At 72.1% G+C, this 18,494-nt stretch carries 18 protein-coding genes; 8 read left to right on the forward strand and 10 right to left on the reverse strand.

Translation table 11 applies throughout. The features are described from left to right. The first annotated feature begins 177 nt into the window (after nt 1-177). Genes egtA through egtD form a run of 4 tightly spaced genes read left to right on the forward strand, consistent with a single transcriptional unit; the run spans nt 178 to nt 4,554 of the window. On the forward strand, nt 178-1,491 hold the full coding sequence (egtA, locus tag AAW14_RS13320) for an ergothioneine biosynthesis glutamate--cysteine ligase EgtA (RefSeq protein WP_265563462.1): 1,314 nt from the start codon (nt 178-180) through the stop codon (nt 1,489-1,491). Then, a complete protein-coding gene (egtB, locus tag AAW14_RS13325) occupies nt 1,488-2,804 on the forward strand; it encodes an ergothioneine biosynthesis protein EgtB (RefSeq protein WP_265563464.1) in 1,317 nt (438 codons plus the stop codon). Before egtA ends, egtB begins: the two co-directional genes overlap by 4 nt. Continuing rightward, nucleotides 2,804-3,595 (forward strand): ergothioneine biosynthesis protein EgtC, encoded by a 792-nt coding sequence (gene egtC, locus AAW14_RS13330; protein WP_265563466.1) that lies wholly within the window; start codon nt 2,804-2,806, stop codon nt 3,593-3,595. The genes egtB and egtC overlap by 1 nt, the downstream gene beginning before the upstream one ends. After that, nucleotides 3,592-4,554 carry an L-histidine N(alpha)-methyltransferase gene (gene egtD, locus AAW14_RS13335; RefSeq protein WP_265563468.1) on the forward strand — a complete coding sequence of 321 codons (963 nt, stop codon included), beginning with the start codon at nt 3,592-3,594 and terminating at the stop codon, nt 4,552-4,554. The genes egtC and egtD overlap by 4 nt, the downstream gene beginning before the upstream one ends. A 13-nt stretch (nt 4,555-4,567) precedes the next feature. Here egtD and AAW14_RS13340 read toward each other — a convergent pair whose 3' ends face one another. Further along, the gene (locus AAW14_RS13340) at nt 4,568-5,821 is read right to left on the reverse strand and encodes an extracellular solute-binding protein (protein ID WP_265563470.1); all 1,254 of its coding nucleotides are present in this window, start codon (nt 5,819-5,821) and stop codon (nt 4,568-4,570) included. A gap of 198 nt (nt 5,822-6,019) precedes the next feature. On the opposite strand from AAW14_RS13340, the gene AAW14_RS13345 reads away from it, so the two are divergent. After that, nucleotides 6,020-6,235 carry a dodecin gene (locus AAW14_RS13345; protein WP_265563472.1) on the forward strand — a complete coding sequence of 72 codons (216 nt, stop codon included), beginning with the start codon at nt 6,020-6,022 and terminating at the stop codon, nt 6,233-6,235. A 10-nt stretch (nt 6,236-6,245) separates the two neighbouring features. On the opposite strand, the gene AAW14_RS13350 is transcribed toward AAW14_RS13345, so the two are convergent. Both AAW14_RS13350 and AAW14_RS13355 read right to left on the reverse strand, forming a co-directional pair. Then, nucleotides 6,246-6,734, reverse strand: a complete 489-nt coding sequence (locus AAW14_RS13350) for a hypothetical protein (RefSeq protein WP_265563474.1) — start codon at nt 6,732-6,734, stop codon at nt 6,246-6,248. A gap of 54 nt (nt 6,735-6,788) precedes the next feature. Then, nucleotides 6,789-7,484: a PAS domain-containing protein gene (locus AAW14_RS13355; RefSeq protein WP_265563476.1), complete on the reverse strand. Its 696-nt coding sequence runs from the start codon at nt 7,482-7,484 to the stop codon at nt 6,789-6,791. 266 nt (nt 7,485-7,750) lie between these two features. On the opposite strand from AAW14_RS13355, the gene AAW14_RS13360 reads away from it, so the two are divergent. Both AAW14_RS13360 and AAW14_RS13365 read left to right on the forward strand, forming a co-directional pair. After that, on the forward strand, nt 7,751-8,950 hold the full coding sequence (locus AAW14_RS13360; RefSeq protein WP_265563478.1) for a hypothetical protein: 1,200 nt from the start codon (nt 7,751-7,753) through the stop codon (nt 8,948-8,950). Between the two features lie 401 nt (nt 8,951-9,351). Continuing rightward, nucleotides 9,352-9,645, forward strand: a complete 294-nt coding sequence (locus AAW14_RS13365; RefSeq protein ID WP_265563480.1) for a hypothetical protein — start codon at nt 9,352-9,354, stop codon at nt 9,643-9,645. A 30-nt stretch (nt 9,646-9,675) separates the two neighbouring features. On the opposite strand, the gene AAW14_RS13370 is transcribed toward AAW14_RS13365, so the two are convergent. The 4 genes from AAW14_RS13370 to AAW14_RS13385 all read right to left on the reverse strand — a co-directional run bounded on the left by AAW14_RS13370 (nt 9,676) and on the right by AAW14_RS13385 (nt 13,309). Further along, nucleotides 9,676-10,101, reverse strand: coding sequence for a CBS domain-containing protein (locus tag AAW14_RS13370; RefSeq protein ID WP_265563482.1), 426 nt, complete (start codon nt 10,099-10,101; stop codon nt 9,676-9,678). Continuing rightward, complete coding sequence (locus tag AAW14_RS13375) at nt 10,082-10,600, reverse strand: TIGR03668 family PPOX class F420-dependent oxidoreductase (RefSeq protein WP_322741072.1); 519 nt, start codon at nt 10,598-10,600, stop codon at nt 10,082-10,084. The genes AAW14_RS13370 and AAW14_RS13375 overlap by 20 nt, the downstream gene beginning before the upstream one ends. 76 nt (nt 10,601-10,676) lie before the next feature. After that, the gene (locus AAW14_RS13380) at nt 10,677-11,966 is read right to left on the reverse strand and encodes an NRAMP family divalent metal transporter (RefSeq protein ID WP_265563484.1); all 1,290 of its coding nucleotides are present in this window, start codon (nt 11,964-11,966) and stop codon (nt 10,677-10,679) included. Continuing rightward, entirely contained in the window at nt 11,963-13,309 is a 1,347-nt protein-coding gene (locus tag AAW14_RS13385; RefSeq protein WP_265563486.1) for a magnesium transporter MgtE N-terminal domain-containing protein, read from the reverse strand. Before AAW14_RS13385 ends, AAW14_RS13380 begins: the two co-directional genes overlap by 4 nt. A gap of 574 nt (nt 13,310-13,883) precedes the next feature. On the opposite strand from AAW14_RS13385, the gene AAW14_RS13390 reads away from it, so the two are divergent. Next, on the forward strand, nt 13,884-14,366 hold the full coding sequence (locus AAW14_RS13390) for an inorganic diphosphatase (RefSeq protein WP_265563488.1): 483 nt from the start codon (nt 13,884-13,886) through the stop codon (nt 14,364-14,366). Between the two features lie 3 nt (nt 14,367-14,369). On the opposite strand, the gene AAW14_RS13395 is transcribed toward AAW14_RS13390, so the two are convergent. The 3 genes from AAW14_RS13395 to AAW14_RS13405 form a co-directional block, all read right to left on the reverse strand. Next, nucleotides 14,370-15,566 (reverse strand): MFS transporter, encoded by a 1,197-nt coding sequence (locus tag AAW14_RS13395; protein WP_265563490.1) that lies wholly within the window; start codon nt 15,564-15,566, stop codon nt 14,370-14,372. 181 nt (nt 15,567-15,747) lie between these two features. Beyond that, complete coding sequence (locus tag AAW14_RS13400) at nt 15,748-16,134, reverse strand: luciferase family protein (protein WP_265563492.1); 387 nt, start codon at nt 16,132-16,134, stop codon at nt 15,748-15,750. A gap of 470 nt (nt 16,135-16,604) precedes the next feature. Continuing rightward, nucleotides 16,605-18,494, reverse strand: a 1,890-nt coding sequence (locus tag AAW14_RS13405; protein ID WP_265563494.1) for an ATP-binding protein, incomplete at its 5' end; no start/stop codon positions are given.

Here is an 18,494-nt window from a genome sequence, read left to right on the forward strand (position 1 = left end):
TCCCGGCACCACGAACAACCGTTGGTCACCTGGACAACAGGAAACAAGGAGTCCGGGAAGCACCACAGGGCACTCTTGTGCGAATCACCGCGAGGGTCTTGGGTGGGACGAGCGATTGCCGACCCGGTTCACCGACGCCGGGTCGATGGCATGGTGGAATCTCAGGAGGATCCCGACATGTCCGATTCGGTGAGTGACTGTACGGAGCCGCGCTCCGCCGTCACCGAAGCCGAGGTGGAGGCGCTGATCCGCGGCATCTGCTTCAAGACGGGACCGCCCCGCCGGCTCGGCGTGGAAGTGGAATGGCTCGTCCACGAGCTGCACAAGCCGTGGCTTCCGGCACCACCCGAACGTCTCCGAGCGGCCTACGCCGCTCTGCGGACCCTGCCCCTGCGCTCGGCCCTGACCGTCGAACCCGGCGGCCAGCTGGAGCTCAGCTCCCTTCCGGCCGCCTCGCTGATGGAGTGCATAGGGTCCGTCTCCGCCGACCTCGATGCGGTCCGCGCCGTACTGCGCGAGGCGGAACTCGGCCTCAGCGGCTACGGCCAGGACCCCTGGAACCCTCCGCGCCGCTATCTGCGTGAACCGCGCTACGACGCCATGGAGCGCTACCTCGACCGCACCGGTCCCGAGGGACGGTTCATGATGTGCTCGTCCGCGTCCGTCCAGGTGTGCGTGGACGCCGGTCACGAGGAGCCGGGCCCCCTCGGGCACGGACGGCGCTGGCGGCTGGCGCACCAGCTGGGCGCCGTGCTGGTCGCCGCGTTCGCTCACTCGCCGCTGTCCCGGGGCCGGCCCACGGGCTGGCGCTCGACGCGGCAGTCCCTGTGGGCCGCCATGGATCCGGGGCGCTCCGGCGCTCCGCCGCTCGACGGCGACCCACGCGCCGCCTGGGCCCGGCATGTGATGGACGCGCCGGTGATGTGCCTGCGGGCCGAGTCCGGCCCCTGGCGCGTGCCCGAGGGCCTCACCTTCCGGGCCTGGACCCGGTCCTCCGACCCTCCGGGCCGCGACGACCTCGACTACCACCTGACGACCTTGTTCCCTCCGATCCGGCCCCGCGGCCATCTCGAACTCCGCATGATCGACGCCCAGCCGGGCGACGACGGATGGATCGTGCCGCTGGCCGTGACGACCGCGCTCTTCGACGACCCCGAGGCCGCCGAGACCGCCTATCGCACGGTGAAACCGCTTGCGGAGCGGACGGACGGGCGGCCTGCTCCGTGCAATCCGCTGTGGGTGGCCGCCGCCCGGGACGGTCTTTCCGATCCCGAGTTGCACGAGGCCGCCATGACCTGTTTCGCGGCCGCCTCCGAGGCGCTGCCCAGGATGGGCGCCACCGAGGACGTCCGGCACGCCGTCGCGGAGTTCATCGACCGCTATGTGGCCCGGGGCCGCTGCCCTGCCGACGATCTGCTGCTCGAGTTCCACGGGAAGGACACCCGTTCCGGCGGGGACACCCGGTTCCACGGGAAGGACATCCGCACATGACCGACGACCGGTCAACGATCGACCCCGAGACGCTCCGGGAGCGCGCGCTGGACGCGCTGACCACCGCCCGCGACCGCACCGCGCTCCTGACCACCTGCGTCGACGAACCCGACCTCGTGGCCCAGCACTCGCCGTTGATGTCCCCCCTGGTCTGGGACCTCGCCCACATAGGCAACCAGGAGGAGCTGTGGCTGCTGCGCGCGGTCGCGGGACGCGAGGCGATACGTCCCGAGATCGACGGGCTGTACGACGCCTTCGAGCATCCCCGCGCCGTACGCCCCTCACTGCCGCTGCTGCCGCCCGACGAGGCCCGGCGCTACACGGCCGAGGTACGCGGCCGGGCTCTTGACGTGCTGGAGAGCACACCGTTCGAGGGCCGGCGGCTGACGGAGGCGGGCTTCGCCTTCGGCATGATCGCCCAGCATGAACAGCAGCACGACGAGACCATGCTGATCACGCATCAGCTCCGCAAGGGGCCGCAGGCGCTCACCGCTCCGGATCCGGCGCCCGCCCCGCCGTACACCGGCCCCTCCGAAGTCTTCGTCCCCCGTGGCCCGTTCACCATGGGCACCTCCACCGAGCCCTGGGCGCTGGACAACGAACGGCCCGCGCACCAGCGCCTGGTGCCCGCCTTCCACATCGACACACTGCCGGTGACGAACGCCGCCTACCAGGCCTTCATCGAGGACGGAGGCTACGACGACGAGCGCTGGTGGACCCCGGAGGGCTGGACCCACATCCGCACGCACGCCATCGAGGCCCCGCTGTTCTGGCGCCGCGAGGGCGGGCAGTGGCTGCGGCGGCACTTCGGTGTCACCGAGGTCGTACCGCCGGACGAGCCCGTCCTGCACGTGTGCTGGTACGAGGCGGACGCGTACGCGCGCTGGGCGGGGCGTCGGCTGCCCAGCGAGGCGGAGTGGGAGAAGGCCGCCCGTCACGACCCGGCCACGGGCCGCTCGCGCCGCTATCCGTGGGGTGACGCCGAACCGGCACCCGAGCACGCCAACCTCGGGCAGCGGCATCTGCGTCCCGCGCCGGCCGGCAGCTACCCGGCGGGGGCCTCACCGCTCGGCGTACGGCAGTTGATCGGCGACGTGTGGGAGTGGACCTCGAGCGGCTTCCTGCCGTACCCGGGGTTCACGGCGTTCCCGTACAAGGAGTACTCGGAGGTGTTCTTGGGGCCCGAGTACAAGGTGCTGCGCGGCGGTTCGTTCGCGGTGGACCCGGTGGCCTGCCGGGGTACGTTCCGCAACTGGGACTATCCGATCCGGCGGCAGATCTTCTCCGGATTCCGCACCGCCCGGGACGCCTGATGTGCCGTCATCTCGCTTACCTGGGGCCCGAGGAGCCGCTCGGCCGGCTTCTCATGGAGCCTCCGCACAGCCTGTACCGGCAGTCGTGGGCACCGCGCAGACAGCGGTACGGGACCGTCAACGCCGACGGTTTCGGGGTGGGCTGGTACGCGGAGGGCGACCCGGTGCCCGCCCGGTATCGCAGGGCCGGGCCGATCTGGGGCGACCAGTCCTTCGCCGACCTCGCGCGGGTCATCCGCTCGGGCACCTTCCTCGGCGCCGTGCGGGACGCGACCGTGGGCGGTGCCGAGGGGGAGGCCGCCGCCGCGCCCTTCGCCAAGGGGACCTGGCTGTTCAGCCACAACGGGGCCGTCGCCGGATGGCCGCACTCGCTCGCCCCCCTCGTCCGCTCCCTGCCGCCGGCCGATCTGCTGTCACTGGAGGCGCGCTGCGACTCGGCGTTCCTCTGGGCGCTCGTGCTGAACCGTCTGCGCGCCGGGGACGACGAGGCGCAGGCGCTGGCGGACACCGTCCTGGAGGTCGCCGCCGCGGCCCCCGGCTCCCGGCTCAACCTGTTGCTCACCAATGGCGGCACGATCACGGCCACCGCGTGGGGCGACACCCTCTGGTACCTCACCGGGCCCGGCCACCGCACCGTCGTGGCCTCCGAACCGTACGACGACGACCCGCGCTGGCAGGAGGTGCCCGACCGCACGCTGCTCGTGGCCGGCCGCACCGACGTCCTGCTGACCCCGCTCAAGGACCCGCGCAACGACCTGGCGTCCGCACCATCCGAGGAGCCCCGCACGTGAGCCCGTTCCATCTCACCCGCACCCTTCCCGAGGACGCGACGGAGGCCGCCCTGCGCGCCGACGTGCTCCATGGCCTCACACGTTCACCCAAGACGCTGCCGCCCAAGTGGTTCTACGACGCTCACGGCAGCGACCTGTTCGAGAAGATCACCGAACTGCCGGAGTACTACCCGACACGCGCCGAGCGGGAGATCCTCATCGCCCGCTCCGGGGAGATCGCGGCCGCGACCGGCGCACGCACGCTGGTCGAACTGGGCTCCGGCTCCTCCGAGAAGACCCGTCACCTGCTGGACGCGCTGACCGGCCTGCGCACCTATGTGCCCGTCGACGTCAGCGAGAGCGCGCTGACCCAGGCGGGCCACGCCCTGGTCGCCGAGCGGCCCGGGCTGGACGTCCACGCCCTCATCGCGGACTTCACCGCCCGTCTCACCCTGCCCAACACGCCCGGGCCACGGCTGGTCGCGTTCCTCGGCGGCACGATCGGCAATCTGCTGCCCGACGAGCGGGCGGCGTTCCTGACGTCCGTGCGGTCCCTGCTGGCGCCCGGGGACGCGCTGCTGCTCGGCACCGATCTGGTGAAGGACCCGTCGGTGCTCGTGGCCGCGTACGACGACGCGGCCGGGGTCACGGCCGAGTTCAACAAGAACGTGCTGGCCGTCGTCAACCGCGAGCTGGGCGCCGACTTCGACCTCGACGCGTTCGACCACGTGGCGCTGTGGGACCCCGGGAACGAATGGATCGAGATGCGGCTTCGGGCGCGCGCGGCAGGGACCGTGAAGGTTCCCGCACTCGGCCTGGCCGTCGACTTCGCGGCCGGCGAGGAGCTGCGCACGGAGGTGTCGGCGAAGTTCCGCGAGGACGGCGTGCGCCATGAACTCGCGGACTCCGGGCTGGAGTTGACGCACTGGTGGACGGATGAGGAGGGGAGGTTCGCGCTGTCGTTGAGCGTGGCGCGCTGACGGTGGTGCGTCCTCACCCGTCGGCGAGTATCCGGGTGATGCTGCGTGAGGCCCGGGCGGCTTCGGCCGCCGGGTCCGCGCCCTGGAGCACCCTCGTCATCCAGGTCTTGATCGGATTGTCCGCCTCGACGGCCGCCCAGGCCGGTGCGGCGGGCGTCGCCCGGCCCTGTGCGGCGCCGGCCGCCATGGCGGAGACGCCCTCCTCCCCCGCGACCGCTCGGGCGAGCGTGGTCTTGTTGGGTACGTAGTTCATCGTGCGCGCCAGGTCGGTCTCCCAGGTGGTGCCGGTGAGTGCGGCGACGACGGCGGTGGCGCCCCGTCGGTCGCCGGTGTTCCTGGGGATCACGAGGTCGGAGCCGCCGGTGAAGACGGCTCCGGGCCTCGCGGCGGTCTTACCCGGTACGGGGAAGTAGCCGAGCCGGCCCCCGAGTCCGGGGTTCTTCTGGACGACGGCCTGGGCGAGACCTGGCACGGCGACGATCTGCGCGACGCGCCCCTGGGCGAACACCCCCGCCTGCGGCGGGTGTTCCTCGTCGGCGTCCACGGGTCCGGCACCCAGCGCCTGGAGCCTCTTGTAGAACTCCATGCCGCGCAGCGCGGCGGGCGTCTGCAGCGTGCCCTCCCAACCGCCGGACGGGGACTGCCTCGCCAGGTCGCCGCCCTCGTCCCAGATGAACCCGGCGAGGGTGTACCAGTCCTGTCCGGCGAGATAAATGCCCTGCGTCCCGGCGAAGTTGAGCTTCGCGGTCTCCGTGAGCCACTGGGCACGTGTCTTCGGCGGCTCGGTGACGCCTGCCCGGGCGAAGAGGTCCTTGCGGTAGATGACGACGCGATTGGCTGCGTACCAGGGGATGCCGTACTGGTGTCCGGCGAAGCTGCCCGGCTGGGCGAGGCCCGGCAGCCAGTGGTCCATGTCCGCGTCGCGCAGCGACTCCAGCGTCAGATCCATCAGGCCGCCGCCGTCGACGTACTGCGCGACCTGGGTGTTGCCGACCTCGATGACGTCCGGACCGCCGCCGTCGGTCCGCCGCAGCGCCGCCCGGACCTTCGCGCCGATCCCGGTCCATTCCTGGATGCGGATGTCGAGCCGCAGGTCGCCGTGGGTGCGCTCGAAGTCGCGAGTGAACCGGTCGAGGAACGCGGCGGACGCGCTGTCCTTCATCAGCCACACCGTCACGGTCCGGCGTTCGGTCCCGCCGGGCAGGACTCCGCACGCGGTGAGCAAGACGGCGGACGCGCATACGAGGGCGAGGAGGCGACGTCTCACGATGGGTCCTGTTCTGCCTTGCGGACAAGGGACGGGGGCCCGATGTGGGGGACGAGCGAAGCGCTCGTACGGGTGCTCCGGATTTTGGTATGGACCAATGCGAAGGTCAAGGGGTGGCCGGATGTCTCGCGGTCACGCGCACCGTACGGCACGGTGGAGTGACGTGCGCCACACGCACCACGGGAGAGGAGCACCCGCATGACCGACCACACCTATCGGGTCACCGAGATCGTCGGCAGCTCGCCGGAGGGCATCGACCAGGCCATTCGCAATGCCATCGGCCGCGCCTCACAGACCCTGCGCAACCTGGACTGGTTCGAGGTCACGCAGGTCAGGGGCCGCATCGAGAACGGGCAGATCGAGCACTACCAGGTGGGCCTGAAGGTGGGCTTCCGCCTGGAGGACGGCGAGTAGCGGCCGCCTCTCAGGTCCGCCCTTCCCGCTCCTGCGCGTCCTCCAGCGCGGCGGACGGGGCCGTCCAGCGGGCGCGTACGACCGTGAAGCCCGCCCGTTCGGCGTCCTGGCAGACCAGTTCGTCGTCGTCGACGAGGACTCGGATCTCACGGCCACGGGCGAGCCGGCGGAGGATCTCCAGCTTGGTGACGCGGGCGGGCCTGCGGTCGCCGTTCGCCCGCATGTACAGACGCCCCTGGGGCAGGCCGTGGGCGGCCAGCCAGTCGCGCGTGTCACGTCGGCAGCGCGCGGGCCGCCCGGTCAGATAGACGATCTCGCACCGCTCGGCCTCCTCCAGCGCGAGCGCGACCCCCTGCGCCAGCGGGGGATCCTGCGGCGCGGCCGCGAAGAACGACTCCCAGTCGCGGGGGCTCGCCTCCAGGAAACGCTGACGGTGCGCGGTGTCCGCAAGGGTGTTGTCGAGGTCGAAGACGGCGACCGGTGCGCTGTTGTTCGTCACGCGCCCACTCTAGGGACGGCTCGCGCCCGCGTGAGCGCCCCCCGCGACGCACCCTCAGCCGCCCGGCCGCGCGGGTGCGGGCGGCCACACGCCGGAAGCGAGTACGCCCTCGACGTATGCGCGCGCCACCAGGGCCGCCTTGCCGGTCACGCCCCAGCGGCGGGAGAGCTGCTTGAAGTGGTAGTTGACGCCGTCCACGCTCAGCCCCACGGCCGAGGCGATCTGCCCCGTCGTGGCACCGGCCGCGGCCAGGGCGAGGACCCGGGCCTCGATCTCGTCCGCCTTGGCGGCAGGGGCGGTTGTGCGCCTCTCCGGCGCGGGGCCGTCCTCGTCGACGCGGAGCATGAGCAGCAGGTTCGGCGCGTCGGTCGACCCCTCGCTGACCAGGTCCACGGTCATCACCCCGTGACGGTCGACGCCCGCCGCGGCGGTCCAGCCGACCGCGACGGTGTAACGCGACCTGCGGTGCAGCCGGATCGCCTCGGTGACGGAGCGCAGTTCGCCTCCGGCCTCCGGATGGAAAAGGTCGAGGATGCTGCGCCCGCGCAGCGGTTCGGCGAGCGTGCCCCACTCCCCGGCCATGGCGGCGTTCACCCTCAGGATCGTGCCGTCGGCCAGGCAGTAGGCCGTGGGCAGCGGAAGCCGGTCGAACAGGCTGAGCGTCCGGTTGCGCCAGAAGACCGCGGCTGCGCTGTCCGGTACCGGGAACATGGTGGGTGGCAGTGCCACCTGTCGCTGCCGGGCTTCCACGCGGCTCCTCCACATTCAACAAGGGCTCACCCCACATTCAAGTAGTACGGACCGGGCCCGTGCCACTCGTCCGGCGTAACGGCCCCGGAAAGGGTCTTCCGGTGCGCCGGAAACGGCGCACGTAGCGACGACTCAGCGAACCCACGGGCACAATTCACCGGGTTCAGGACTGGATCACGCCGGATTCTCGTACAGCCCTGGTATATGACCCAACCATGGCCAAACCTCACGTTGCGGACCGCAACCCGGTACAGCAGGGTCAAGGTGTGAGCGCACTCTCGCCCGCCCCCGCCTCCTCGCGAGCCGGAGGCCCTGACCGTCGCGTCCGCCTTCCCCTCCAGCACCGGCTTCTGCCCGGCGCTGCGCAGGCCCTCGCACTGTTCGCTCTCATCAGAGTCACCGGCATCGCCGCGATCGCCGTCATGAACCACCGCGCCGGGCACCCGCTGTTCAAGGGCCTCGCCCACTCGTGGGACTCACGCTGGTACCTGCACATCGCCGAGTACGGTTACGGGACCCGCGCCCACGTCCTCGCCTCCGGCGCCGTCCAGCGGGACTGGGCGTTCTTCCCGCTCTACCCGGGCCTCATCCGCGCCCTGTCCACCGTCCTCCCGATCACTCCGGGCGCCGCCGCCCTGCTCATCGCCTGGACCGCCGCCGCGGTGGCGGCGTACGGCATCTACGCGATCGGCTACCGTCTGTACGGACGAGCGGTCGCAACCGCACTCGTCGCCGTGTGGGCCGCCCTGCCCCACTCCGTCGTCCTCGACATCGCCTACACGGAGCCCCTGCTCACCGCGCTCGCCGTCTGGTCCCTCTACGCGCTGATGAGGGGCCGCTGGCTCTGGGCCGGTGCGCTGGCCGCCCTCGCGGGCCTTGCCCGGCCCACCGGCTTCGCCGTGGCCGTGGCGATCGGCGCCGTGGCGGTGCACCAGATCATCAGATGCCGTGGCCGCGTTCCCCTCGGGTTGTGGATCGGCACCGCGATCGCGCCGCTGGGCTGGATCGGATTCATGCTGTGGGTCGGCGAGCACACGGGGGATCTGCTCGGCGGCTACTTCACGGTGCAGCGTGCCTGGGACTCGCGCTTCGACTTCGGCGCGGGCTCCCTGCACTTCCTGAAGAACCTGCTCCTGCACGGGGGCCGGGTGGTCTACCCGCTGTCCCTGGTGATCGTCACGGCGGCCGTCCTGCTGTTCTGTCTGCTGTGCATGGAACGCGCCCCGCTGGCGCTCATCGTCTACGCCGGGGTGCTCCTTCTCATCACCGTCGGCGGCTCGGGCCCGTATGCGTCCAAGCCGCGCTTCCTGCTGCCCGCCTTCCCGTTGCTGATCCCGCTCGCCCGTGCCTTCGTACGGAGTTGGCGGGTGCGGCCGAAACATGCCTTCCTGCTCGGTGTCGCCCTTGCCGCGCTGTCCATCGTCTACGGGACCTACCTCATGACGGCGAGCCGCACCCCGCTGTGAGGCCCGCCGGCCGGTCGGCCGGGCTCTGTCCGGCGGGCCGGCCGCGCTGCGCCCTCCAGGCGCCGACGGGACCGCACAGGGGCCCATGGCGGCGCCGTGCCGCACGGCGTCAGGCGATCCGGTCCGGGTGGTCCCAGTCGGGCCGGCGGACGCTGGCGGCCCGGCCGATCACCGCTGCCGCCTCCGTGCGCGGAGGCCTCTGCGGCACGCAAGAGCACGCGGCCGTCGACGAGCACCACGCGGTCGGCCGCGGTGTGCGCCGGTCCCACGGCGCGCAGTTCGGCGGTGTGGCCGCCCAGGTCGATCTCCGCACGGTCGGCCCGGTGATCCTTCCCTCTGTCTGGCCTGTTCCGGTGGGGGTACCTGGAGTGGTGTCGGAACTCTCTGAGGAGATGACTCGGATGCTCTTCATCGGACTGCTCCTCCTCGCGGTCACCGGCGCCTTCACCGCTCTGCTGATCGTCGGCAACCTCTCCGGCGGTCCCGAGTACACCGTGTCGGTGCTCGATCACCCCATCGCCACCATGAACGCCCTCGCCATCTTCAGTGCCGGCCTCGCGCTGTCGCTTCTCTTCGTGCTGGGCTTGGCCGCGGCGGTGACCGCGGCGACGCACCGGCACACGGGCCCCGGACGGCACCGGGCGCGCCGCGGCGCCGCGGTCGACGACATGACGGGACCGGACTCCGGGCTCTGACTCCACCGCCGGGTGGTGTGCGTCGCCCCGCTAGTGGTTGGCGTCGGCCCTGCAGATGTCCGCCAGGACAGAGCGCGTGTCCTCGGTGGCGGCGAGGTCGCCCAGACTCACGATGCCCACCGGCCTACCGCCCGTCTCGACGACGGGGAGCCTGCGCACGGCGTACTGGCGCATCAGCGCGGCCGCCCGCTCGGTGGTGTCGTCGGGCGTCAGCGTCGCCACGGGCGGACGGGTGCACACCGAACCGGCGGTGGTGGTGTGCGGGTCGCGGTCCTGGGCGATGGTCCGGACCACGATGTCGCGGTCGGTGAGCACTCCGAACAGATCGGAGTCGTACGCCACCAGTACGTCGCCCACGTCCTGCTCGCGCATCAGACGGGCCACCCGGTCCACCGACGTCATCGGCTCGACGGCCAACGCGCCACGGGACATCACGTCACGAATGCGCCTGCTCATGGGAACCTCCCGGATCGTGTCGTCGGGGTACCGCCTGTTCCTCCCGCGCGGTCGCGCCGTCCTCGGGAGCGGCCCGCCAGCCGCTCCACCGGCGGACGGTGACGACCATCACCGGGCCGTCCGGCGGGCCGTCGCGGTACTGGGGGTACTTCCCGGTCAGCTGGGCGATGGCGGCCTCGTACTCGGCGCGGTCCGGGTCCGAGCGCGTGTCGGGCGGCACGATCCGGGCACCCCCGTCCGCCCGTGCCCACCACAGCCGCTCCCAGTCCTCGTCGTACGCGTCCACCAGGAGGCAGACGGCCGGATGGACGGCGATGTTGTGCAGCCGCTTCAGTTGCCGGGAGCTCTTCGGCTTCCGGTCGACGGCCATGACGATCCTGTCGTCGTCGCGGTGGGCGAACACGACCGGTACGAGGTGGGGGAGTCCCCCGGGGTCCACCGTGGCCAGCCGCGCGACCCGGGCCCCGGTGAACCGTTGCCGTGCTTCGTCCTCTGCCATTCGCGACACTGCCGCTCCTCCTCCCGGGGTACGGGCCATCCCGGCGATACGCCTTCCGGCGCTGGCGGGTACCCAGTCAGGCGAGGCCGAACCACCCCAGCACCGTCTGCACCAGCAGCACGGTCGACATGGCCGCGACCCCCACGACCACGACGGTGGCGGCGATGCGTTGGCGCGGGGTGTTCGCCGCCTCGCCCAGCAGGGAGCGACGGTTGGTCAGCACCAGCAGGTAGACCAGCACCACGGGGCTGATCAGTCCCTGGAGGACCTGGGTGCCGATCAGGAGCTCGATGACGTTCACCGGGGTCAGGGCGACGATCGCACCGAGCGCGATCTGGGCGGTGAACAGACCGAGGAACAAGGGCGCGTCACGGAAGCTGCGGGAGACCGAGCGTTCCACCCCCACGGCCTCGCCGACGGCGTAGCCGGCCGACAGCGGGACGACCGCGCCGGCCAGGGCGGAGGCACCCAGGAGGCCGACGGCGAACAGCAGTGCGGCGCTTTGTCCGGCGACCGGCTCGAGGGCCTTGGCGGCGTCGGCGGCCGAGGTGAGCGGGCCGGTGCCGCCGATCGCCGTGGCGGTTGCCACGATGATGGTCAGGCTGATGCCGCACGCGAAGACCGCGCCCAGCACGGCGTCGGCCCGGATGAGCGAGTAGTCCTGGGGCTTGGCGCCCCGGTCGACGACACCCGCGGCCGCGTAGAACTGCATATAGGGGCTGACGGTGGTGCCGATGAGGGCGACGGCCAGCAGGATGAAGTCCTTGTTCGGCTCGAGGTGCGGCACCACGAGGTGGTGCCCGACGGCGCCCCAGTCCGGGTGGCCGAGGATCATCGCGATCGGGTAGGCGAAGAACGCCAGCGACATCAGCAGGAAGACGCGTTCGGCCCAGCGGTAGGAGCCGAACACCACCAGAGCCCACAACAGCACCGCGCTCGGCGGGATGACGGCCCACTTCGGCACGCCGAGAAGTTCGAAGGCGGCGCCGATCCCGGCGAACTCGCTGACCACGAGCCCGGTGTTGGCCAACAGGAGGCAGAACACGGCCACCGCGGTCAGACGGAGGCTGAACTGCTCGCGGATCAGGGCGCCGAGACCCTTGCCGGTGTAGGCGCCCAGGCGGACGGCCATCTCCTGCACCATCACCAGGGCGATGGTCACCAGGACCATGAAGAACAGCGTGCCGTACGTGTACTGGGAGCCGGCCGAGGCGTAAGTGGCGATCCCGGCCGCGTCGTTGCCCGCGTTGGCGGCGACCAGGCCGGGCCCCGCAACGGCGGCGACCGCGGCCACCCGGCGCCACCCGGTGCGCCGCACCACGGTGGGTGCGGCGGGTGCCGCCGCGGTGTCGAGGTCGTGGGTCACTGCAGGAACCTCCGGAAGTGCAGGCGCCCGCGCTCGGGCAGCAGGGCGTCGAGGATGTCGTCGGCCAGGATGCGGCCGACCGGGCGCTCGCCCTCGCCGACAACGAGGACGGAGGAGGCGCGGGCCGCCACCAGCTCCTCGGCGGCGTCGGTCAGGGGTGTGTCCGGGCGTACGGTGACGGGCGGGCCGAACTGGGCACACCAGGCGGCCAGATCGGCAACCTTGGTGATGTCCTCGGCCACGGCGAGGTCGAACAGGGCGATGTCGCAGATCAGTCGGCCGTCGTCGGCCACCACGGCCACCGCGTCGATCTCCGTGCGGTGCACGCCTTCCGCGGCCAGCTCGGCCCGCACCTCGGCCACGGTCTGCTCCGGGCGGGCGGTGATCAGGCGAGTGGTCATGGCGCCGCCCGCGGTGTCCTCCCGGTGCGTGAGCAGAGTGCGCAGTTCGGCCGCCTCGGACGCCGGCATCCGGGACAGCAGTGCCTCGCGCTCGTCGGCCCTGAGGTCGCGCAGGGCGTCGGCGGCCTCGTCCGGCTCCATCTCGTCCACGAGCCGGGCGGCGTGCTCGGGGCGGGCCTCGCGCAGCAGGTTCTCCAGCTCGGCCGGTTCCATCTCCTCCAGGGCGTCTGCGGCCTGTTCGGGTTCCAGCCAGCCCAGCAGCTGCTGCCGCTCGCTGCGGCCGAGGTCCTCGAGGATGTCGGCGAGGTCGGCCGGGCGCAGCCGCTGCAGCGCCGCCCGGGAGGCGCGCAGCCGTACCTCCGGCGGGCCCTCGGTGGCCTGTTCCCCGAAGGGGGCGACGGACTGCCAGTCCAGCACCCGCTCCGGGGTGGGCCGGGCCTGCCAGCGCCGGGGGCCGAGCCGCCGGAGCAGGGTGGGCAGCGAGACGTCGACCCCGACGAGGACGACCCGGTCGACCAGGGGCGCCAGATAGAGATCGGCGGCCCGGGTGACCTGGACTCCGTCGACGTCGACGAGTTGGTGGTCGAGGACGTCCTTCGCGAGCAGCGCCTCACCGGGGCGGCGGGCGAAGTCGCGCAGGTCCACGCGGGCCGTACGCAGCCGGACGTGCCCGGCGTGGATCTGGTCGAGGGCGTCCGCGGCCACGAAGGTCCGCCGACGGCCGATACGCAGGATCAGCCCGGTGACGGGCGGGTACGGCTCGGGCCCGTAGAGCCGGGCGACGACGTCGACGACGCGGCCGACCTCCTGGTCGGCCTGGTTGGTGACCGGGCCGCCGATCAGCCCGGCCAGCGAGACCAGCGAGGCACGCACGGCCTTGGACGCGGTGGCTCGCCGTTCCAGGTGGACCCGGCGGTCGCGCAGCCGGGCCGTGGTGGACATCAGCAAAATGGAGGAGTACAGAGCGGACACAGGTGAGCACCCCCTTGCCCCGGCTCATCGGACGGGGCGTCGGGCGGCCGTCGGCGGCGCGTTCGTGGTCCCGGGCGTGCAACGGCCACGCATGGCGCGGCAGCGCGACCGCCGGACCGGAACTGTGGGCTCGGGCCGGTCGGGTCAGGAGAGAACGGGCTGCCCAGGGCCGCGGAAGAACGGCGAGGACAACTGGGAGAAGGGCCGACTATGGCCGGGACTACTGTCCATCTCGCCTCCTCCCGGTCCTGGCCGCGAACGCGATCGCGGCGGTGGGTGATCCGGAGCGTCTGTCGACGGCGGGGATCAGTGCCTGTGTCGGTGTGGACGCCTCACCGAACGAGGCGTCTCATCGAGCCGACCCAAGGATAGACCGCCCTGGGACGCGCCCGGCACGGGCTTGACCTTCCATGGCCATCCATGACCATGCCTTGACCCCGGCCGGACGGGCGGGGACGGCCGGGACGGCGGGAATGTCACGCGCACACGTGCGGGGCACACTGGAAGGGCCCGGCCTGCCGACCGACCAGGCAAGGAGGCCGCCGTGGAATTCGACGTGATCGTGGAGATCCCGCAGGGGTCCCGCAACAAGTACGAGATGGACCACGATCTGCACCGCCTCCGACTGGACCGGATGCTGTTCACCTCCACGCAGTATCCGGCCGACTACGGCTATGTCGACCGCACGCTGGGCCGGGACGGCGACCCGCTCGACGCCCTCGTCCTCGTGGGCGAGCCGACCTTCCCCGGCTGTGTCATCGAGTGCCGTGCCGTCGGCATGTTCTGCATGAGGGACGAGAAGGGACCCGACGAGAAGATCCTCTGCGTTCCCGCGCACGACCCGCGCTATGGGGCCTTGCAGGACATCGGCGACGTCCCCACGTTCGACCGGCTGGAGATCACCCACTTCTTCGAGGTCTACAAGGACCTGGAGCCCGGCAAGTCGGTCGAGGGATCCCACTGGGAGGGACGGGACCAGGCGTACGCGGAGATCGACGCCTCCCGCAGGCGCCTTGGCGAGCGCTGAGGTTCACGAGCGGCGGGTCGCGGTCACGGCCAGCAGGACCAGCGCGAGGGCCTCGATGGCGCCGACGACCGTGATCAGCGTCGGGATCGAATAGCCGTACAGGGCGCCCGTCAGTGTGCCGCCCGCCAGACTCGCCGCGCCGACGACTCCGGCGAAGAGCCCGTACGCCGTCGCCCGCCGCCCCGGCGGCACGAGGTCGGCGACCGTCGCCCGCAGCGTCGATTCCTGTACGCCCATGGCGGCACCCCAGACCAGCGCCCCGGCCACCGCGAGCGACAGCGTGTCGGTGAACCCGAGCGCCGGGAGGGCCGCCGTCAGCAGCGGCAGCACCGCCAGCACCCGGGGCCCGTGCCGGTCGTAGGCCCATCCGGTGGCCAGCGCGGCGACCGCGTCGACCGCCATGGTGGCCGCGTAGAGCACCGGCACCCAAGCCGTCTGCGCCAGGTGCCGCTCGACGAGGTGGTACGAGAGCAGACCGAAGGTCGTGAGGCCGGCGGTGGTGGCCGCCGTGAACGCCGCGTACGTCCAGAAGGCGGCGGGCAGGGGTTCGCCCGGCGCCGTGGACCCGGCAGCGGGCGGCCCCGCCTCTCGTTCGTACGCCTGCGGATCGGGCACCCGGGCCCGCAGCCACACCAGCAGCCCCAGCACCGCGACGCCGGGCAGTGCGAGCACGCCGAGCGCGGGGCCGTAGTCGCCACCCGTCAGCGCGAGCACCCCGGCGACGGTCAACGGCCCGACCAGCGCGCCGACCTGGTCCAGCGCCTCGTGGACGGCGAAGCCGCGCCCGCGCCCCGTGGCCGCCGTGGCGTGCGACAGCAGGGTGTCCTTGGCCGGGGACCGCACCGCCTTCCCGACCCGTTCGGCGATCACCAGGGTGCAGGCCGCCCACAGTGATCCCGCCACGCCGAGGAGGGGCACGGAGATGACCGTGAGGGCGTATCCGGCGATCGCGAGGCCCCAGAACCGGTGGGTGCGGTCGGCCAAGGGACCGGAGACGAGCCGCAGTCCGAGGGCGGCGGCCTCACCGGCGCCGGTCACCACGCCGACCACCAGGGCGGAGGCACCGAACGACGCCAGCAGCGGACCCGTGACGGAGCGGGCCCCCTCGTACACGACGTCCGCGAGCAGACTGACGGCGCCGAACCACACCACGAACCGCCACGGCCCCATCCTGGCAGGCGCCTCTGACACCGAAGTCACTTCCCCATGATGACGGCGGATCCCCGGTGAGCGTAGCCGCGCGTCCGGGAACTGTCGGGGGAACGGAGAATCCGTCGGGACCGATCGGAGCGCGCGACTCCGCAGGAGGCACCACCCCGCCGACCTGCTCCGCGAGGGCTCCCGCACGGCAAGTCGGCGTAGATTTTCAGCCGTTGGTGCGCTAGCGGTCGCGTGGCAACACCGTGACCCGGTGGAAGTTGCACCCCTCCGGTGGGGTGCTGCCCGGCGAGGGCCGCGTCTGGTGTGCCTGCAGGGCGACGCTCACCAGGCTCATCAGCAGGTCGACGTCGGCGTCGCAGTCGAGGCGTACGGTGACCCACAGCGAGCCGGGCACCACGCGTATGGCGGTCGACCGCGCGAGGATGTCGTCGGAGAAGCACTGGATGGCCCGGCTGGTGAGGTGCAGGTCCGCCTCGCAGCCGGAGTGGAAGTGGACGATTTCGCTGCGCAAGGAGCGGAGCGCCCGCCCCGTACCGCAACTGGCCGGACCCGCCGTGAGGTCGGGCCAGTCCTCCAGTTGCTCCAGGGCGCGCTGGGCCAGAGTCATGCCCCCATCGTCGTGGCCTCACCCCACCGACACCAGAGGTTGAGCGATCCGTAACCGGGACGTGAGGTGGACGGCCGTCGCTTTCGGACATCCACCCGGTACGGCAGCATGCACACCACCCCGTCCGTGCGGCCGCAGGACGGGGGCGAGGAGCAGACCGCGCGGGTTCCGCAGGATCACGTGGCGCCGTTGGCGGGGTTCGACCTCGGGGACGAGGACAGCGATCCGGGCCGTCCCGGGCCGCTGGGTGTGTTGTCGCCCCGGACGCGGGGAGGCGGACCGGGGCTCACCAGCGACGCTACGCCCGGGCGCGCTGCCCGTCGGTGTCTCCTGACGGGACGCTGACGGAGATCGGCTCGATGCTGACGGGACGCTGACACCCGGCCGCACGGGCCGTCAGAGCAGTGCGAACAACCTGCGTACGGGGCTGCTCCTTGACGTCGCCGAAGCCCTCTCCGCCGCTGGAGTGCCTACGAGACAGCCGTCGTCGGGAGGTCGGTCTGTTCCGGTCGGCGGTCCCGTGCCATGGGAAGGCTCAGCACCATGGTCAGCCCACCGCCCGGGGTGTCCTCGGCGGTCAGGGTGCCTCCCATGGCCTCGGCGAAGCCGCGGGCGACCGCGAGGCCGAGGCCGACCCCGGAGCCGCGCGGGGCGTCGCCGTAGCGCTGGAAGGGCTCGAAGATGCGTTCCTTCGCTTCGTCGGGGACGCCCGGGCCGCGGTCGACGACGCGCACTTCGACCCGGTCGGCGAGGGCACTCGCCGACACCAGGACCGACACGTCGGCCGGGCTGTACTTGACGGCGTTCTCCACGACGTTGGCGACAGCCCTCTCCAGCAGCCCCTTGTCCACGTCGACCATCGGCAGCGTCTCCGGGATGTCCAGTTCCACGCTGTCCTCCGGCACCCCGCCGAGCGCCATCGGCACGACCTCGTCCACGTCGACCTCCCGGATCAGCGGGGTGACGGTGCCGGTCTGGAGGCGGGACATGTCCAGCAGGTTCCCCACCAGGTGGTCGAGGCGGTCGGCGCCCTCCTCGATGGCCGCCAGGAGTTCGGCTTGGTCCTCCTGCGACCACTCCACGTCGTCCGACCGGAGGGAGGAGACCGAGGCCTTGATGCCCGCGAGCGGGGTGCGCAGATCATGGCTGACGGCGGCCAGCAGGGCGGTGCGGATGCGGTTGCCCTCCGCCAACTCCTTGGCGCGGCCAGCCTCTTCCTGGAGGCGTCGGCGGTCCAGGACCACCGCGGCCTGAGCGGCGAAGGCGGCCAGCACCCGCCGGTCGGAGGCGGGCAGCACCCGCCCGGACAGCTCCAGCGCCAGGTTGTCGCCGACCGGCATGTCGACGTCCGCGTGCTCGGGGCACTCGGCCGGCTCGGGGCCCACGCTGCCCGCACAGCTCCAGGACGCCACATCGCTCTCGCGCTCCAGCAGGGCCACCGACCGCATGCCGAAGGTCTCGCGCACCCGTTCGAGGAGCGCCTCCAGGCTGGTCTCGCCGCGCAGGACGCTGCCGGCCAGGAAGGAGAGGATCTCCGACTCGGCGCGAAGCCGCGCCGCCTGGTGGGTGCGCCGCGCGGCCAGATCCACCACCGAGGCCACCGACACCGCGACAGCGACGAATATCGCGATGGCGACGATGTTCTTCGGGTCGGCGATCGTCAGGGCGTGGACGGGCGGCGTGAAGTACCAGTTGAGCAGCAGCGATCCCACCACCGCCGAGGCGAGCGCCGGGAAGAGCCCGCCGAGCAGGGCCGCCGTCACGGTCAGCGCCAGGAACAGCAACATGTCGTTGGCGAGGCCGACTTGGGGACCGAACTCGGTGAGCAGGAAGGTGAGAAGGGCGGGGCCGACGACGGCGACCAGCCAGCCGGCGACGATGCGCGCACGACCGAGGCGGGCGCCCCGGGCAGCCGGAAGACCGCGGCCCTTGCCCGCTTCGTCGTGGGTGATGAGGTGCACGTCCAGGTCGGGCCCCGACTCGCGGGCGACCGTGGCACCGACTCCCGGTCCGAAGACGTACTGCCAGGCCTTGCGGCGCGAGACACCCAGCACGATCTGGGTGGCGTTCACGCCGCGGGCGAAGTCGAGCAGCGCCGCGGGGATGTCGTCGCCCACCACATGGTGGAAGGTGCCGCCCAGGTCCTCGACAAGAGTGCGCTGAACGGCCAGTTCCTTGGGGGACGCCGAGGTCAGTCCGTCACTGCGGGCGATGTAGACGGCCATGACCTCGCCGCCGGCACCCTTCTCCGCCAGCCGCGCGGCCCGGCGGATCAGGGTCCGCCCCTCGGGGCCGCCGGTCAGTCCCACGACGATCCGCTCGCGCGAGCCCCAGATCGCCGACACCCGGTGCCGGCTGCG

The organism is Streptomyces hygroscopicus (genome assembly GCF_026168105.1).
In the GTDB taxonomy this organism is placed as follows: Bacteria; Actinomycetota; Actinomycetes; order Streptomycetales; family Streptomycetaceae; genus Streptomyces; species Streptomyces hygroscopicus_D.

Excerpts from the sequence above, each read along its gene's own strand:
- egtC (WP_265563466.1), top strand. The coding sequence starts at position 2,804 with ATGTGCCGTCATCTCGCTTACCTGGGGCCCGAGGAGCCGCTCGGCCGG.
- AAW14_RS13385 (WP_265563486.1), bottom strand. The coding sequence starts at position 13,309 with ATGTCCACCACGGCCCGGCTGCGCGACCGCCGGGTCCACCTGGAACGG.
- AAW14_RS13345 (WP_265563472.1), top strand. The coding sequence starts at position 6,020 with ATGACCGACCACACCTATCGGGTCACCGAGATCGTCGGCAGCTCGCCG.
- AAW14_RS13400 (WP_265563492.1), bottom strand. The coding sequence starts at position 16,134 with ATGACTCTGGCCCAGCGCGCCCTGGAGCAACTGGAGGACTGGCCCGAC.
- egtA (WP_265563462.1), top strand. The coding sequence starts at position 178 with ATGTCCGATTCGGTGAGTGACTGTACGGAGCCGCGCTCCGCCGTCACC.
- AAW14_RS13365 (WP_265563480.1), top strand. The coding sequence starts at position 9,352 with ATGCTCTTCATCGGACTGCTCCTCCTCGCGGTCACCGGCGCCTTCACC.
- AAW14_RS13370 (WP_265563482.1), bottom strand. The coding sequence starts at position 10,101 with ATGAGCAGGCGCATTCGTGACGTGATGTCCCGTGGCGCGTTGGCCGTC.
- egtB (WP_265563464.1), top strand. The coding sequence starts at position 1,488 with ATGACCGACGACCGGTCAACGATCGACCCCGAGACGCTCCGGGAGCGC.
- AAW14_RS13375 (WP_322741072.1), bottom strand. The coding sequence starts at position 10,600 with ATGGCAGAGGACGAAGCACGGCAACGGTTCACCGGGGCCCGGGTCGCG.